The sequence below is a fragment of the Geomonas sp. genome (assembly GCF_035254065.1).
Taxonomy (GTDB): Bacteria; Desulfobacterota; Desulfuromonadia; order Geobacterales; family Geobacteraceae; genus Geomonas.
Genome location: NZ_DATFBA010000078.1, coordinates 15,687 through 30,956 on the forward strand (window position 1 = coordinate 15,687; position 15,270 = coordinate 30,956).

13 protein-coding genes are annotated in these 15,270 nt (G+C 62.1%); 10 read left to right on the forward strand and 3 right to left on the reverse strand.

The genetic code is table 11. From position 1 onward, the window contains the following. Window positions 1-112: 112 nt before the first annotated feature. Window positions 113-2,113 carry a molybdopterin oxidoreductase family protein gene (locus VJ604_RS04205; RefSeq protein WP_324080128.1) on the reverse strand — a complete coding sequence of 667 codons (2,001 nt, stop codon included), beginning with the start codon at window positions 2,111-2,113 and terminating at the stop codon, window positions 113-115. Window positions 2,114-2,525: 412 nt separating this feature from the next. Between VJ604_RS04205 and VJ604_RS04210 the strand changes: the two genes are divergently transcribed. Continuing rightward, the gene (locus VJ604_RS04210) at window positions 2,526-3,086 is read left to right on the forward strand and encodes a chromate transporter (RefSeq protein WP_324080129.1); all 561 of its coding nucleotides are present in this window, start codon (window positions 2,526-2,528) and stop codon (window positions 3,084-3,086) included. Continuing rightward, complete coding sequence (locus VJ604_RS04215) at window positions 3,083-3,607, forward strand: chromate transporter (RefSeq protein ID WP_324080130.1); 525 nt, start codon at window positions 3,083-3,085, stop codon at window positions 3,605-3,607. Before VJ604_RS04210 ends, VJ604_RS04215 begins: the two co-directional genes overlap by 4 nt. Before the next feature lie 9 nt (window positions 3,608-3,616). On the opposite strand, the gene VJ604_RS04220 is transcribed toward VJ604_RS04215, so the two are convergent. Further along, window positions 3,617-3,922 carry a cytochrome c3 family protein gene (locus VJ604_RS04220; RefSeq protein ID WP_324080131.1) on the reverse strand — a complete coding sequence of 102 codons (306 nt, stop codon included), beginning with the start codon at window positions 3,920-3,922 and terminating at the stop codon, window positions 3,617-3,619. Window positions 3,923-4,117: 195 nt separating this feature from the next. Between VJ604_RS04220 and VJ604_RS04225 the strand changes: the two genes are divergently transcribed. The 6 genes from VJ604_RS04225 to VJ604_RS04250 all read left to right on the forward strand — a co-directional run bounded on the left by VJ604_RS04225 (window position 4,118) and on the right by VJ604_RS04250 (window position 10,381). Beyond that, on the forward strand, window positions 4,118-5,119 hold the full coding sequence (locus tag VJ604_RS04225) for a PilZ-like domain-containing protein (protein ID WP_324080132.1): 1,002 nt from the start codon (window positions 4,118-4,120) through the stop codon (window positions 5,117-5,119). A 103-nt stretch (window positions 5,120-5,222) separates the two neighbouring features. Beyond that, on the forward strand, window positions 5,223-5,903 hold the full coding sequence (locus tag VJ604_RS04230) for a hypothetical protein (RefSeq protein WP_324080133.1): 681 nt from the start codon (window positions 5,223-5,225) through the stop codon (window positions 5,901-5,903). Window positions 5,904-6,120: 217 nt separating this feature from the next. Continuing rightward, complete coding sequence (locus VJ604_RS04235) at window positions 6,121-6,594, forward strand: GreA/GreB family elongation factor (protein ID WP_324080134.1); 474 nt, start codon at window positions 6,121-6,123, stop codon at window positions 6,592-6,594. A 440-nt stretch (window positions 6,595-7,034) separates the two neighbouring features. After that, a complete protein-coding gene (locus VJ604_RS04240) occupies window positions 7,035-8,522 on the forward strand; it encodes a M16 family metallopeptidase (protein WP_324080140.1) in 1,488 nt (495 codons plus the stop codon). A gap of 129 nt (window positions 8,523-8,651) precedes the next feature. Then, window positions 8,652-10,139, forward strand: a complete 1,488-nt coding sequence (locus VJ604_RS04245) for a M16 family metallopeptidase (protein WP_324080135.1) — start codon at window positions 8,652-8,654, stop codon at window positions 10,137-10,139. Window positions 10,140-10,270: 131 nt separating this feature from the next. Continuing rightward, a complete protein-coding gene (locus VJ604_RS04250; RefSeq protein ID WP_324080136.1) occupies window positions 10,271-10,381 on the forward strand; it encodes an RCKP-type rubredoxin-like domain-containing protein in 111 nt (36 codons plus the stop codon). A gap of 61 nt (window positions 10,382-10,442) precedes the next feature. Here the strand turns inward: VJ604_RS04250 and VJ604_RS04255 are convergent, their stop codons facing one another. Further along, a complete protein-coding gene (locus VJ604_RS04255) occupies window positions 10,443-11,945 on the reverse strand; it encodes a sensor histidine kinase (protein WP_324080137.1) in 1,503 nt (500 codons plus the stop codon). Window positions 11,946-12,428: 483 nt separating this feature from the next. Between VJ604_RS04255 and VJ604_RS19360 the strand changes: the two genes are divergently transcribed. Further along, a complete protein-coding gene (locus tag VJ604_RS19360) occupies window positions 12,429-13,811 on the forward strand; it encodes an exonuclease domain-containing protein (RefSeq protein WP_324080138.1) in 1,383 nt (460 codons plus the stop codon). 57 nt (window positions 13,812-13,868) lie between these two features. Next, window positions 13,869-14,981, forward strand: coding sequence for a VIT1/CCC1 transporter family protein (locus VJ604_RS04265; protein ID WP_324080139.1), 1,113 nt, complete (start codon window positions 13,869-13,871; stop codon window positions 14,979-14,981). Window positions 14,982-15,270 lie beyond the last annotated feature (289 nt).

A 15,270-nucleotide genomic window follows, 5' to 3' on the forward strand; every position in this document is an offset into this window, starting at 1 on the left:
ATCGGCAGCTTTAGCGAAATCATGAGGAGGAAAAACAGTAACCTCCCTCACCCGGCCTTCGGCCACCCTCTCCCCTGAAGGGGCGAGGGGGAAGCGGAGGGAGGGGGCAAGGCTACTCCTTCCGTACGTCGACCCGGTTGTCGTAGAAGGTGCTGCCGCCCCCCTGGTCGGTCAGGCGCTGCGAGGTGAGCGCGTTTACGCTGCGGCTGCCGGGGGCGAAGGCGGTCCACCACACCCCTTCGGCGACCACCACCCCCGCCGGCACGTGGTCGGTTACCGTGAGCAGGAAAGTAACCTCCCCCCGCTCGTTGAAAGCAACCACCCGCTCGCCGTCCAGAAGCCCATTGGCCCGTGCATCGTCCGGGTTCATCTGGAGCCGCATCCCCCCTTGCTTGGCCCGCAGCTCCTCCTGCTCGTAGAAGGTCGCGTTCAGCGCAAAGGGGCTGGGTGCGGTCATCAGCCGGAAGGGGAGCTCACCGTTTTCCTCGTGGGTCGGCAGGTAACGCGGCAGCGGCATCGGCTGCTGAGTGTTGAGGATCTCGATCTTGCCGGAAGGGGTGCCCCACCCTTCCCTCGCCACGGTCAGCTCGACGGCGAGACCCGCATCCAGCCTGCCGGTATCGATCCCCTCCCGAAGCTTGGAAGGGATGGACAACAGGTGGTCGATCATCTGGTCAGCGGTCAGGGCGAAGATCTCCTCCCGGAAGCCGAGCTCGGCCGCCAGCAGCGAGAAGACCTGCCAGTTCGACTTGCTCTCCCCCACCGGCTCGATGGCGGGGCGGGCGCGCTGGATGCAGTAGGTGCCATAGGCCCGGTAGATGTCGCTGGTCTCCACCGAGGAGCAGGCGGGGAGCACGATGTCGGCGTGGCGGGCGGTGTCGGTCAGGAAGCGCTCGTGGACCACGGTGAAGAGATCTTCGCGCGCGAGCCCCTTGAGGACCGCGTTCTGGTCCGGGGTGACCGCCGCCGGGTTGGAGTGGTAGACGTAGAGCGACATCACCGGCGGGTCGGCCAGCTCGTTCAGCGCGTGCCCGAGCCGGTTCATGTTGACGATCCGGGTAGGGGGCTGCATCAGGTCCTCGCGCAACAGCTGGTCGGTGGCAAAGGCCCCGCCGGTCGAGGTGTCCGGGAAGCAGCCGCCGCCCTCCTTGCCGTAGGCCCCCACCAGGGCGGGGAGACAGGAGATGCAGCGCACGGTCATCGCCCCGTTGCCGTAGCGGGAAAGGCCGCTCCCCATCCTGATGAAGGGAGCCCGGGCGCTACCGTACGCCTTGGCCATCTCCTCGATGACGGCAGCCGGCAGGCCGGTGACCCTGGCGGTCTGCTCCGGTGTCCACTCCGGCAGCACCTCCTGCCTGAGTTCCTGGAAACCGAGCACGTTGGCGGCCAGGAAGTCGTCGTCGGTGAGGCCGTCACGGGAAAGGATGTGCATGATGCCAAGGGCCAGGGCGCCGTCGCTTCCCGGACGAACCAGGAAGGTGCGGTCGGCGGCCGAGGCGGTCGGCGTCCGGTAGGTGTCGATCAGCCAGACCTCGCCCCCCTTGGCCTTCACCTCCCTGACCGCGTTCATGAAGTGGATGCTGGTAGCGGCGGCGTTGATTCCCCACAGGATCAGGAGGTCGCTCTTGCCGGCCGTATCCGGGTGCGGCGTCGGGGTCTTCCCCATCACCGCCTGCCAACCGGCCCCCTTGGCCGGGGAACAGATGGTGCGGTCCAGACGGGAGGCGCCCAGCCGGTGGAAGAAGGGATGCCCGGCGTTTCTCTGTACGATCCCCATGGTCCCCGCGTAGGAGTAAGGGAGGATCGCCTCGCCGCCAAACTCGCCGATGATGCCGCGCCAGCGCTCGGCAATGGTGGCGATCGCCTCCTGCCAGCTGATGGGGGCGAAGCGGCCTTCGCCTTTGGCCCCGGTCCTCTTCAAGGGGGTGGTCAGCCTGAGCGGGGAGTGCACGCTTTTCTCGTAGTGCAGCATCTTGGGGCAGAGAAAACTGCGCGTATAGGGATGCTCGGGGTCCCCCTTCACGGCGACCGCCTTCCCCCCATCGACCTCCACCAAGAGCCCGCAGGTATCGGGGCAATCGAACGGGCAGACGGATCTCTTGATGACGCTCATGACTCACTCTCCTTGGCCGCAGGCTAACTAGCTCAGGTCATGCAGTATTACGGTTTTTAGCTGCCGAGATCAATACAAAACGCCACCGGAGCTTCATGTCCGTGCAGGGTGGCCACCTTTCACAGTAACAATAATCTTGCCACTGTTACGTCCCCCCTTGATAAAGGGGGGACAGGGAGGATTGTATTTCCCCTGTCACGCCGCCGCACCCCATCCTCACCCTGTCCCTCCCCTTGAAGGGGAGGGGACGCCGTGAGGTCGTTGCCGATGAGGGAAGTTTTCATAATGACGCGAGGATTCCCTTTCCCCTGCCCTCTCCCGTAGGGCGAGGCAGAGTTGGCGGCAGAGGGGAAGAGGAACAGGAGTATAAAAAAGTCTTTTCCACCACTGTCGATGCTGCTATAAAGCCCGGATGCAAAGGGACGTCAAAGAGGTCACACTAGGCGAGATCGCCCGCACTTTCCTGGAGATCGGGGCCAGCAGCTTCGGCGGCGGCATGGCCGTGGTGGCCGTGGTGGAGAGGCGCTGCGTCCACGACAAGAAGTGGCTCGGGCACGACGAGTTCATGCACGGGCTGGCCTTCGGCCAGGTGCTGGGCCCCTACTCGCTGAACATCTGCACCTTCGTGGGGAGCTACCTGCGGGGATTCGCCGGCGGCGTGGTGGCCACCGTCTCCTTCCTCACCCCATCCTTTCTGCTGGTCACCCTTTTGAGCCTGCTCTATTTCCATTTTCACGAACTCCCCGAACTGAAGGCCGCCCTGATCGGCTCCAACCCGATCGTCATCTCGCTGGTGCTGGTGGCCGGCATCGGCATGGCCCGCAGAAAGGCGGCGGAGCTTCCCACCGCGCTCATCGCGCTGGCGGCCTTCGTGGCCTCCGCCTTCTTCGGCGTGAGCGCTCTCACTGTCCTTCTGGTTGCTGGCTGCGTGGGGATTGCCAAGGGATGGTATGCGGGGAGGATGCGCCCGTGACCGGCATCCTGAAGTTGTGCTGGATATTCTTGAAGGTGGGGCTGCTCTTCTTCGGCGGCGGCTACGTACTGATCCCGCTTTTGCACCGGATCATGGTGGACCAGATGCACTGGCTCACCCTCAAGGAGTTTCTGGACGGGGTTGCGCTCTCCCAGCTCACCCCGGGGCCGCTCGCCATGCTGGCGACCTTCGTCGGTTTCCAGCGCGGGAGTTTCCTCGGCGCCCTGGCCGGCACCGTCTGCGTCTTTCTCCCCTGCACCTCGCTCATGCTGTTTCTCACCAGCCGCTACGAGCGGTTCCGGCGCATCGACGCCTTCAACGATTTCCTGGACGGCATCCTGCCGGCGGTGGTGGGGCTGATCTTCGCGGCCGGCTACACCTTGTCGAAGAGCTCGCTCACCAGCCTCCGCGACCTGATCCTGCTCAGCCTGGGATTTTTGGTGCTCCAGTTCACGGCCATAGCGCCTATGGCCGTGATCCTGGGAGCAGCCTTGACGGGACTGATCTTCCACTTCAGCTGATACTGCGTCCTACTTCTTGTGGCACTTGGTGCAGTTGCCCTTGGCCGCGAAGGCCCGCTTACCGTTGTGGCAGGTGCCGCAGTACTTGCCCGCGTAGATGTCCGCCATCTTGAACTTGGCTTCCCTCTTCATCGCGAACACCTTCGGATGGCACTCGCTGCACTTGAGCCCCTTGCCGGCGTGGTCGTCCCCCTTGAACACAACTTTCCCCATCGGAGTCTGCCAATCCACGCTCTTGCCAGCGGGAACCGCTATTGCCTGGGTAGCCGTCACCAGCACGGCCAACGCTATCACCTTGCCTACGAACCTTTTCATATCTCTCCTTTGCTTGCTGTTTAATGTGACAAACAGCATCTCATTTATCACATACCCGGCCGTTGTCAACACTTTCTCATTACCTTTGCGCCGCCCGGCCGCACAGGCAAACCAGCATAAGCTCTTGCAAATTAAAAAGAGCGCTGTTTAATGTGGTGATGGTTTCTGCTGTCTCATAAGAAACGGGGCACGGCGATGCAGGAAGACGACTACGGGGAATACCGGCACTATCTCCAGGAAGGGATGCGGATAGAGGTGGGCATCCCGCTGTCGGGGGGCGACGTCTTCCGAGACTGGGCGGTGGTAGCCGAGTCGGCCGGCGACGAGCTGCTGGCGCAGATCTCGCGCGACGTGCTCCCGGCCAACGTGCGGGTCGACCTCGGCTTCATCCTCGACGTCAGCATCTGGATCAACAAGGAGGCCTACACCTGCAGCGGCATCGTGACCGAGAAGAGGGGCGGGCGCGTGCTGCGGATCAGGCTGTTCGGCAGGTTCACCCCGCGGGAACGACGACAGTTTTTCCGGATCAACCTGGAACTGAAGGTGAGCTACGCCTTCACGTCCGACGCCAGCCGGGCCGACCTGGAAAGGGACTGGGCACACCGCAAGGAACATGAGCAGATGAAGTTCCAGGGGTATGACGCCTACGTGATAGCCGCCCACCATGCGCGCTACCAGCCGGCAGTGAAGCTGCAATGGCAAGAGCTGGCCGGAAGCGAGGTGAACCTCGGTGGCGGCGGCATCCTGCTGAGTATCCCGGAACCGGTAGGCCCCGAGGAGTGGCTGGCCCTGGAGATCTCCCTTCCGCTGACGCCGCGGCGCCTGGTCCACGCGGTGGCGCGCGTCATCCACGTGAGACCGGTTACGCAGCGCGGGGAGGAGCGCATCCGCGTGGGTCTCCAGTTCGTCTTGCTCGACGAGCGGGACCGCGATCTGCTCTTCAGGCACATATCGGTGACCCAGATCGCCCTGCTGCGCAAGGCCAGCGAGCTGCGCGAACTCCCCGAGCCGGCTGGAGGGCCGGCCAAGACGCAAAAGTCGAGGGAGATGCTCCGCCTCGCCCTGCTCACCTTGCTCCTGCTGATCCTCGCCGTCATCCTGGCCAGGTGCCTGATCCGGCATCGACAGGCCGGCTCTCCCAATGAGATTGGGGAGACCTACCAAAGAGCCCTCAAACAGTACCGCCACCAGCAGTAGTCCCAGTGTGACCGGCATCTTTGAGAGATTGCGTTGGCCCGCAAAGTATTCTATGATGCAACCTCGGAAGATCTGTCATGTTTTGGCATGTAAAGGGGGGGAAATGGCAGGCAGGATAACGTTTGTTGTGCTGGCTATCCTTACGTGTTGCGGCATATGTGAAGGCGCGGACCAGAGATGGAACAACTTCGCCGAGGACAGCGACCTGAAGTACTATCTCGACCGCAAATCGGTGGTCCCCTTACCGGATAATATCTACCTCTTCTGGATCAAATCGGTAGCCAAAGACAGCGATTACTTCCAAGCGGAATACAACCTCGCCAAGATCTCCTACGTGCTGACCAACTACGAAATGGATTGCGCGGTCTCCCGCTACCGCGTCCGCAGCACCGTGATGGTGGATAAGAACCGGCGTGAGCTTAGCAAGATAGTCCCGGTCGCCGGCGAGGTCACCTTCGAGCCGGTCCAGCCCGAGACCATGCTGGAACTGGCACAGGAGGAGATCTGCAGCGGGAACGAAAAGACCGGCGGCGTATCGCAGGCCGCCGCGCCGCCGGTACCTGCCCCTCAGCCGGCAGACGACGCGCTTGCCACCCCGGAGCCTGGTAACCCGTTCGAGCCCGCCCTGCCCCCCGCAGAGCCCGAGCAACGGCGGGCGCCGGCCACCGCCGCCCGCCAGGCCCTTCCCGCGGCGCCACCCGAGACCGCCACGCCGCAGCTCCCCGCGGCCGCGAACGAGACAGCCGCCCCCGAAGCCCCGCTATCCATTGGAGGACAGCAGTAAGATCCAGCACCATCACCCGTGTTTGCTTTTGGTCTGTCCATCCATACTACCGCCAAGTGTCCCCTCTCCCCCCGGGAGAGGGTTAGGGTGAGGGAACTTTCCACCCAGATACGAGGCTTCCCTCACCCCGGCCCTCTCCCGTAGGGCGAGGGGGAGTTGGCATAAGGGGGATGAGGTAGTAGCAGGAGGAGTAAACGAATTTGAAAAAGGATGAACCATGACCAACATGATCAGCGCCGAAGGGCGCAAACGATTGCAGGAGCGCTACGACTTCCTGTGGGAGAACGAGCGGCCGCGCATGGTTAAGAATATGGCCGATGCGGCGGCGGAAGGTGACCGCTCGGAAAATGCCGAGTACATCTACTCCAAGAAGCGCCTGCGCGAGATCGACCGGGAACTGAAGCACCTCGGTGACCGGCTCAAGGTACTGAAGGTGGTGTATCCGCCGCTCAACCCGACCTCCGTAAGCTTCGGCTGCTGGGTCACCTATGAGGACGAAAACGGCGAGGAACGCTGCTACCAGCTGGTGGGCCCGGACGAGTTCGACGTCAGCCAAGGGCGCATCAGCATCGATTCCCCGGTGGGGAAAGCACTGGTCGGCAGGAAGGTCGACGACGAGATCACCATCAAGCGTCCCGCCGGCGACCTGACCGTTACCATCCTCGATATAAGTTCCAGCAGGGCCAAATAGTCGCCCCTGTGACGCCCCCAACGGGGGAGTTGCTACCCGTCTGAGCGATCCCACCACGACAAAGCCGTTAGCCACTGCGAAACTTCGGAAAGAACCAGCATCGGAGACAATGGTCTCGCCTAATTTGGAGTTACTTTCGCTATGCCGGTCCAAGAAATCGCCGTTCACCCTGAGCTTGTCGAAGGGCGTGGAAACCTTAGGGCGAAGTTACGCTGGAGAAGTTCCGTGATGCTTCGACAAGCTCAGCACGAACGGCCACCGATTCAAATCGGGTGCAGGGACCAGAGCGGACTGCGCTAACCTGACAGAGGTTTCCCGGTAATGGCCCCGCACGCGCCCCTCGTATACGGTAACAATGTCGAATACTTCGACGTTGCATCGCTGTTAACTTGGTGCTATCTTTTTTCAGTTTGCTGATGAATCAAGCCAACGAGGTCACCATGAAGATACTGTCACGATACGTGCTTGCGCTGGTTATTTCACTTTGGGCCACCGCTTCCTGTTTTGCCCAGGAGGGGCTGGCGGACAAGGTGCAGGAATATACCCTCAAGAACGGGTTGAAAGTCCTGCTGGTCCCCCGCCACAGCTCGCCGACGGTGGCGGCCTGGATCCGCTTCAAGGTGGGGAGCGTGGACGAGAGAAGCGACGAGCGGGGGCTCGCCCACCTGCTGGAACACATGCTCTTCAAGGGGACCAAGACGCTCGGCACCAGGGACTACGCGGCGGAAAAACCGCTTTTGGACCAGATCGAGAAGACGGCGCAACTGCTCAAGGCGGAGGAGCTGAAAAAGGATAAGGCCGACCAGAAGGTGATCGCCGACCTGAAGGCGGAACTCGACCGGCTGGAGAAGGAAGCCGGGAAGTACGTGATCAAGGAGGAGTTCGCCGATATCTACTCGAAAAACGGCGCCACCGGCTACAACGCCTTCACCTCCAAGGACGGCACCACCTACATCATCAACCTCCCCTCCAACAAGCTGGAGCTGTGGGCCTCCATCGAATCGGACCGCATGCAGAACGCGGTGCTCCGGGAGTTCTACACGGAGATGAAGGTGGTCAAGGAGGAGCGGCGGCGCTCCTACGACGCGGAGCCCGAAGGCAAATTGTGGGAGACCTTCATCGCGGACGCCTTCAACGCGCACCCCTACGGCCAGCCGACCATCGGCTGGATGTCCGACATCGACAACCTGACCCGCACCAAGGCCGAGAACTTCCTGCACAAGTACTACTGGCCCAACAACGCCGTGATGGCGCTGGTGGGCGACCTCGACCCGCAGCAGACCATGGCGCTCATCGAGAGGTACTTCGGCTCCATCCCGCCGGGGACCCCGATGCCGCCGGTGCCGGTCGAGGAACCGGTGCAGGCGGGCGAGAAGCGGACCGAGGTGATCGGGGACGCCGAGCCTGAGCTGATGATCGGCTTCCACAAGCCCACCCTCCCGGCCCCGGACGACTACGTGTTCGACGTGATCGACATGCTGTTGACCAACGGCCGCACCTCGCGGCTGTACCGCAAGCTGGTCATGGAGAAGCAGATCGCCACCTCGGTCAACTCCTTCAACGCCCCCGGCACCCGCTACCCCAACCTCTTCATCATCGGCGCCACCCCGCGCGCGCCCCACACGGTGGCGGAGGTGGAAAAGGCGATCGAACAGGAGCTGGACCGGCTGAAGACGCAGCCGATGACCAAGGATGAGCTGCAGCAGATCCTCAACCAGCTGGAATACCAGGAGTCGAGCCAGATGCAGTCCAACGGGGGGATGGCCAGGGAGCTGACCGAGTACGAGGCGGTGGCGGGGACCTGGCGCTACCTGATCGAGCACCGGCATAAGGTCGCCAAAGTGACCCCGGAGGACGTGATGCGGGTGGCGAAGCAGTACTTCACCCGCGACAACCGGAACGTCGGGTTCATCACCACGAAGCAGTAAGAAGCCTTTTTCACCACGAAAGACACGAAAGCACACGAAAAAAGTCGAAAGCCAAGCTCTCCGCCATGACCGCCCCCTCTTCTCAACGGGGATGGGATCGCTTCTGATTTTGTCGACAGGGGACCAGGAATGATTTCTACAACCCACTCCAGAACCTTTTTCACCACGACCTTAAAGCGGCTGCCGGTGCTTTGCCTGCTGGCCGGGCTGGCCGCCGGCTGCGCGACCACGGCTGGCGGCGGGAGCGAGAAGGCCCCCAGCGCCAAGGCGGAGGCCGCCAACCCGCGCACCATGGTCTTCCCTCAGCTGAACTTCCAGCTCCCCAAGAGCGACCGGGTCACTCTCGACAACGGGATGGTGGTGTACCTGCTGCCGGACCACGAACTGCCGCTCGTCCACCTGACCGCCTACCTGAAAGCGGGGAGCGTCTTCGAGCCGGCCGACAAGGTGGGGCTCGCCTCGCTTACCGGCGCTGCCATCAGGGAAGGGGGCACTCGCAGCACACCGCCCAACAAGCTGGACCAGGAGCTGGAGTTCATGGCATCCGCCATCGAGTCCTCCATCAACGCCGATCACGCCACCATCTCGGCCTCCACCCTCTCCAAAAACCTGGACCGCACGCTGGAGCTCTTCGGGCAGGTGATGACGGAGCCCGCCTTCGACTCAGCCCGGGTGGAGATGGATAAAAACCGCGCCATCGAGGGGATCCGCCGCCAGAACGACGACCCCAAAGGGATCGCCGCCAGGGAACTGAACAGCGCCATCTACGCGGGACACCCGCTGGGACGCGTCCCCACGCTCACCTCGGTGCGGGCCATCACCCGCCAGGATATGATCTCCTTCCACCAGCGCTACTTCTACCCGGAAAATGTGATCATGGCGGTCTCCGGCGACTTCGACAAGGAAAAGCTGCTAGCGGGGCTCAAGAAGGTGTTCGCAAAGTGGCCCAACCGCCAGTCTTCCTTCCCGCAGGTCGCGGAGCCCAAGGAGGATATGAAACACGAAGTACTGCACGCGCAGAAGGAGGTTAACCAGTCGGTGATCAGGATGGGACACCTGGGGATCGACAAGAACAACCCCGACCTCTACGCGATCAAGGTGATGGACTTCATCCTGGGGGGCGGCTTCACCTCGCGGCTGACCCAGGAGGTCCGCTCCAACCAGGGGCTTGCCTACAATGTGGACAGCTACTTCGAGACCGGCCGGCGTTTCCCCGCCCCCTTCATCATCGAGACGGAAACCAAGTCGGAGACCACTGCCCGGACCATCGCGCTGGTGAACTCCATCGTGGACGGCATGACCAAAGCCGAGGTCAGCGACCAGGAACTGAAGCTCGCCAAGGACCACATCATCAACTCGTTCATCTTCAGCTTCGAGCGAAGCGACGCGGTGGTCACGCAGCAGGCGCGGCTCGAGTTCTACGGCTATCCGAAAGGGTACCTGGAGAACTTCCGCGACAACATCGCCAAGGTGACCAAGGAGGACGTGCTGAGGGTGGCCAGGAAATACCTGCAGCCGGAGGCGATGAAACTCGTGGTGGTGGGGGATGAGAAGAAATTCGACCGTCCGCTCAGCGAGTTCGGCCCGGTCAAGGAGATAAAGCTGGTCATCAAGTAGCGACAAAGACCAGGGGCAAATCCCCCCTGTCCCCCCTTTGACAAGGGGGGGACCTGGAGCGGGAATTTATTGGTTGAGCTGAGTCATTAGTAGTGCAGAGTGCGAAGATCGAGCAAGGGAGGTGATTTGATATGGCAACGTGGAAATGCAAGAGCTGTGGCTTCACCAAGGACGGCAGATGCAAACCCCAGAAGTGCCCCCAGTGCCAGGAAAAGGGGAACTTCGAAAAAGCTGAAGAGTAGTACTGGTAGTACTCTCCGATAAAAAAATCCTCTGCCTCCCGAAGGAGACAGGGGATTTTTTTTACCTGTTCGCCTGCTGCTCGGGAAGTGTGAAATAGAAGGTAGCACCCACGCCCGGTTCGCCTTCCGCCCAGACCCGACCGCCGTGACGCTGGATGATGTTCTGCACGGTCGCCAGTCCGATACCGTGCCCATCGCCGGTCGTGCCGGGCAGCCGCTGGAAAGGGACGAACAGTTTGTCCGCCTGCGCCATGTCGAAACCTCGCCCGTTGTCACGGACGAAATAAACCGGTGCTCCCTCCACCTCGGTCATCCCGAAGCTGATGACGGCATGTTCCCAACAGCAGTATTTCCAGGAGTTCCCCATCAGGTTGTCCAGCACGATCCGAAGCAGGTGGGGGTCGCACGCCGCGGTAACGCCTTCCATCATGCTGAAGCTGACTTGGCGCGTCGGATCGAGCTTTGACAATTCGTCGGCCACCGATTGCGCGAGCCGGCTAAGATCGACGGCCTCGACGGTCAGCTCGCAGTTGAGGGCACGGGAGAAATCGAGCAGGGTACTGATGAGTTTGTTCATGTCCATCGTGCTCTGATGGATCTCGCCGATGTATCGCCTGCAGGACTCGTCGAGGTCCGCGCCGAACAGCTCCTCTATCAGCTGGCAATAGCCGTTGATGACGGTAAGGGGCTTGCGCAGATCATGCGAGACGCTGTAGTTGAAGGCCTGCAGCTCGATGTTGGCGGCCTCCAGCCCCTTGCTCCGCTCCAGCAGGTCGCGGTTCAACGACACTACCTCCTGTTCCGCCAGATCCCGTTCCCTGATGGCGCGGCGCAGGCGGCCTCCCCCGGTGAACAGGCCGACCAGCCCGACCGCCCACAGGACAGAAAAGCTGGCGGCGCTCACCGCCACCTTGTGCTGGGAAATCTCCTGCAACGGCGCCATGGGTACCGCCACGCTGATCCCACCCCTGATCTCCCCCTCGCGGTAACCGTCCTTGGCATGGCAGGCCAGGCAGTCACGTTGAGTGAAGAGGGGCGTCATCAGACGCATGAAGCTTTTCCCGTCCAATGTCTCCACCGAACTCACCTCTTTTTCACCTCTGGCGAACGCCTCGAAGGCGGCAATCTCCCACTGGTCCGGCTTGTTCTCCGGGCGAACCGGCCGCATGCTGGTGATGTGCCCCTTGATGTCGAAGGCCTTGGCAGAAGCCTCGAACACCAGCCGGGTCATGTAGGCGGGGTTGATCAGGGTGAGGGATTCTCCGCTGGTGGTGGTCACGTCGCGGGAGGGATAGTCGGCCAGATAGGGGTTGGGCGGAGTGTCACCGCTGATGGCGACATAGACCCCGCCATGCTCGCCAACCCAGTGATGGTAGAGCAGGTCACGCTGGTAATTGCTCCTGGCCTGTGTGCGGGCGGTCTCGAGCGTCTGCTGTCTTTCGCTGACAACGTCCAAAGTGAAAAGGAGGATGATCGCAAGGGTCCAACCGGCGGCGAGAAACCACTCGTAGTGCTTCAAAAGCTTCGGCCCGGCAGAGCCGGTTTCGGAAGGGTGAGGTCCCATCACGTGACTTCCACAAAGCGTTACCAATATTCCAGCGGTTTTTAAAGAATACCATAGTGCCAAGGAGTTGCAGTTTCGAGGAAGCCGGTTCCGGTACCGGCAAATCCGGAGCAAAAGCGCCACCAGGTCCCTACTGTCACCGTTTTTTTTACACCCTTGCACCCTCTTTTCGAACACCCCCCTCGCCCCTTTAGGGGAGAGGGGCGGGGGTGAGGGAGCCTCTTTGGCCAGAGCGTGGCAACCCTCACCCGCCCTTCGGGCACCCTCTCCCCTAAAGGGGCGAGGGGATCGGTCAAGGCGGGCGTGATGTGCGGAGCGGAGGCCTCCTCCTCCAAGTTCGCTGCAGGAAAAAACGTGATCTTCCGGCAATTATCGGTATAATGCTGCTCTCGCCGGCTCAACGCTTGTACGGAAAAACGACTGTGCACGGAGGTTGGGTGCATTCTAACGTTCAGGGAGCGGCCGAAGTTTCAGGGAGGGGAAATGGGGAATTACAGCATCGTCGTGCTCGACTTTGAAACCACCGGACTGTCGCCTGATTACGGCGACCGGGTGATCGAGGTCGGCGCCGTCCTGATCCAGGACAATGAGATCGTGGACCGCTTCCAGAGCCTGATGAATCCCGGCAAGAGGATCAGCAGCTTCATCGAGAACTATACCGGGATCACCAACGAGATGCTGAAGTCGGCGCCTCCCGTCGCGGAGGTCATGGAGCGCTTCGCCTCCTTCATCTCCCAGCATCACCTGGTTGCCCACAACGCCAGCTTCGACCGCCGTTTCCTGGACAGCGAGTTGCGCCGCATCAACCTACAGCGGAGCCAGGAGTTCGCCTGCAGCATGCTGGTCTCCCGCCGGCTCTACCCCGAGGCCCCCAGCCACAGCCTGGAATCCCTGGTCAACTACAAGAAGCTGAAGACCACCGGCGTTTATCACCGCGCGCTGGCCGACGCGGAGATGACCGGCCACCTCTGGATCGGCATGATCAACGATCTCAAGTCCAGCTTTCAGATCGATGCGGTACCTTTCTCCGTTATGCAGAGCCTCTCGAAGATCTCTAAGGCAGCGACTGCGGGATTTCTCAAACGCGTCGCCGAAGAACAGTTGAGCCAGGCAATTTCCTCCGCCCCCCGTACATCCGCCTCGCGACCGCGTCGCAACGAGGCGCCAGCGGCGGAAACCGGGCAGCAGCCGACCGCAAGAAAGGAGAGCAAAGCCATGAAGGTGATCGCCATCAACGGAAGTCCGCGTAAGAAGTGGAACACCGCTACCCTTTTGGAAAAGGCGCTGGCAGGGGCGAAGTCGTCGGGGGCGGAGGTCGAGATAGTCCACCTCTATGACCTGAACTTCAAAGGGTGCCAGAGCTGCTTCGCCTGCAAGCTGAAAAACGGCGCGAGCTACGGCACCTGCGCCATGAACGACGATCTCACGCCGCTTTTGGAGAAAATTGCCGCCGCTGACGCCTTCGTGCTCGGCTCCCCCATCTATTTCGGCACCGTCACCGGGGAGATGCGCTCCTTCATGGAGAGGCTCTTCTTCCCTTACCTCGCCTACACCAGGCCGCCCACCACGCTGTTCAAGAAGAAGATCCGGGCCGCCTTCATCTACACCATGAACGTCTCCGAGGAGATGATGGCGCAGAACAACTACCCCGTGCACATCAACCTCAATGAGGCGGTCCTCGCCCGCACCTTCGGGGCGGCAGAAACGCTCTGCTCATTCGAGACGCTGCAGTTCGAGGACTACGACAAGGTGGTCTTCAGTTACTGCGATCCCCACGAGCGCAAGAAGCGGCACGAGACGGTCTTCCCCGATGACTGCCGCAAGGCCTTCGAATTGGGCGAACGACTGGTACAGCCGCTGCCGTAGCTGCACCAACCGACCGCTCGACCATCCAACGATGAGAGAAAAGAGAAAAATCCTTCCATGACCGACCAGCAACGTTTTCTCCGTAACCTGGAGGAGGAGCGAAACAGCGCCTTTCTCTACCATGCACTTGCCTCCCACGAACAAAACGAGCAGATGGCCGAGGTCTACCGGCGGCTGGCCGAGGCGGAAGAGTCGCACGCTGCGCTGTGGGGACGCAAACTCGCCGAGGCCGGCGCACGCGTCCCCGCCTTCCGCCCCACGCCTCGCACCCGCATCCTCGCCTGGCTGGCACGGCGCTTCGGACCGGAGCTGGTGGTACCAACCTTGGCAGCAAAAGAGGACAGCGCGACCACGGACTACGTGAACCAGCCGGAAGCCGCCGGAATGATCGCCACCGAGCAGTCGCATGCGCGGGTGCTTCGCCAGATCGAGAGTTCGGGCACGGGGCTGGGGGGGAGCGCGGTCGCACAGTTGGAGGGACGGCACCGGATGGCGGGGGGCAATGCGCTTCGGGCGGCCGTTCTGGGCGCCAGCGACGGTCTCCTCTCCAACTTCAACCTGGTGATGGGTGTGGCGGGGGCGGAACTGGCCGGGCGCAACATCCTGCTCACCGGCTGCGCGGGGCTGTTGGCCGGGGCTGTTTCCATGGCGCTCGGCGAGTGGATCTCGGTGCAGAGTTCGCGCGAGCTGTACTTGAAGCACATTGAGACCGAGCGGGAGGAGATCGAGAACGCGCCTGAGGAGGAGATCGAGGAACTGGTGCTGATCTACCAGGCGCGCGGGATGGACGAGACGATTGCCCGGCAGGTGGCGACCCGCATCATGGCGGACCGCGAGAACGCGCTCGGCACGCTGGTGCGCGAGGAGCTGGGGGTCGATATGGAGGAGTTGGGTGGGTCCGCCTGGGAGGCGGCGTTCACCTCCTTCCTGCTCTTCGCCGCCGGCGCAGTGCTCCCGGTGATCCCCTTCGTCTTCCTGAAGGGAGGCGCCGCCATAGCGGCCAGCGCAGGTCTCAGCGCGGTCGGCCTCTTCGTGATAGGCGCGTCCATCACCCTTTTCACCGGCCGTTCGGTCTGGTACTCGGGGTTCCGGCAGGTCGCCTTCGGCCTCACCGCCGCAGCGGTCACTTTCGGGGTCGGCAAGCTGGTCGGCGTTGCGCTCGGCGGGTAAGGTCCGACAGTCCCCTCTCCCCTCGGGTTAAGGTGAGGGAACTTTCAATGAGGTATGAGGCGTCCCTTCCCCCGGCCCTCTCCCGCAGGGCGAGGGGAAGTTGGGAGAAGTGGTATGAGAGAACGAGGGAAAACGTTCAATCCTTGATGCACGCTTTTCAGGCCTGCGCAGCAACTCCCTTGATGAAGATGGCGAGGTACTCCCGGACCAGCTTCTCGTCTTGCTCGGGGTCGTGGCTGATCAGATTCTCGGTGGCGTGCAGGCTCAGGAAAAAGTAGTTTACCATCCC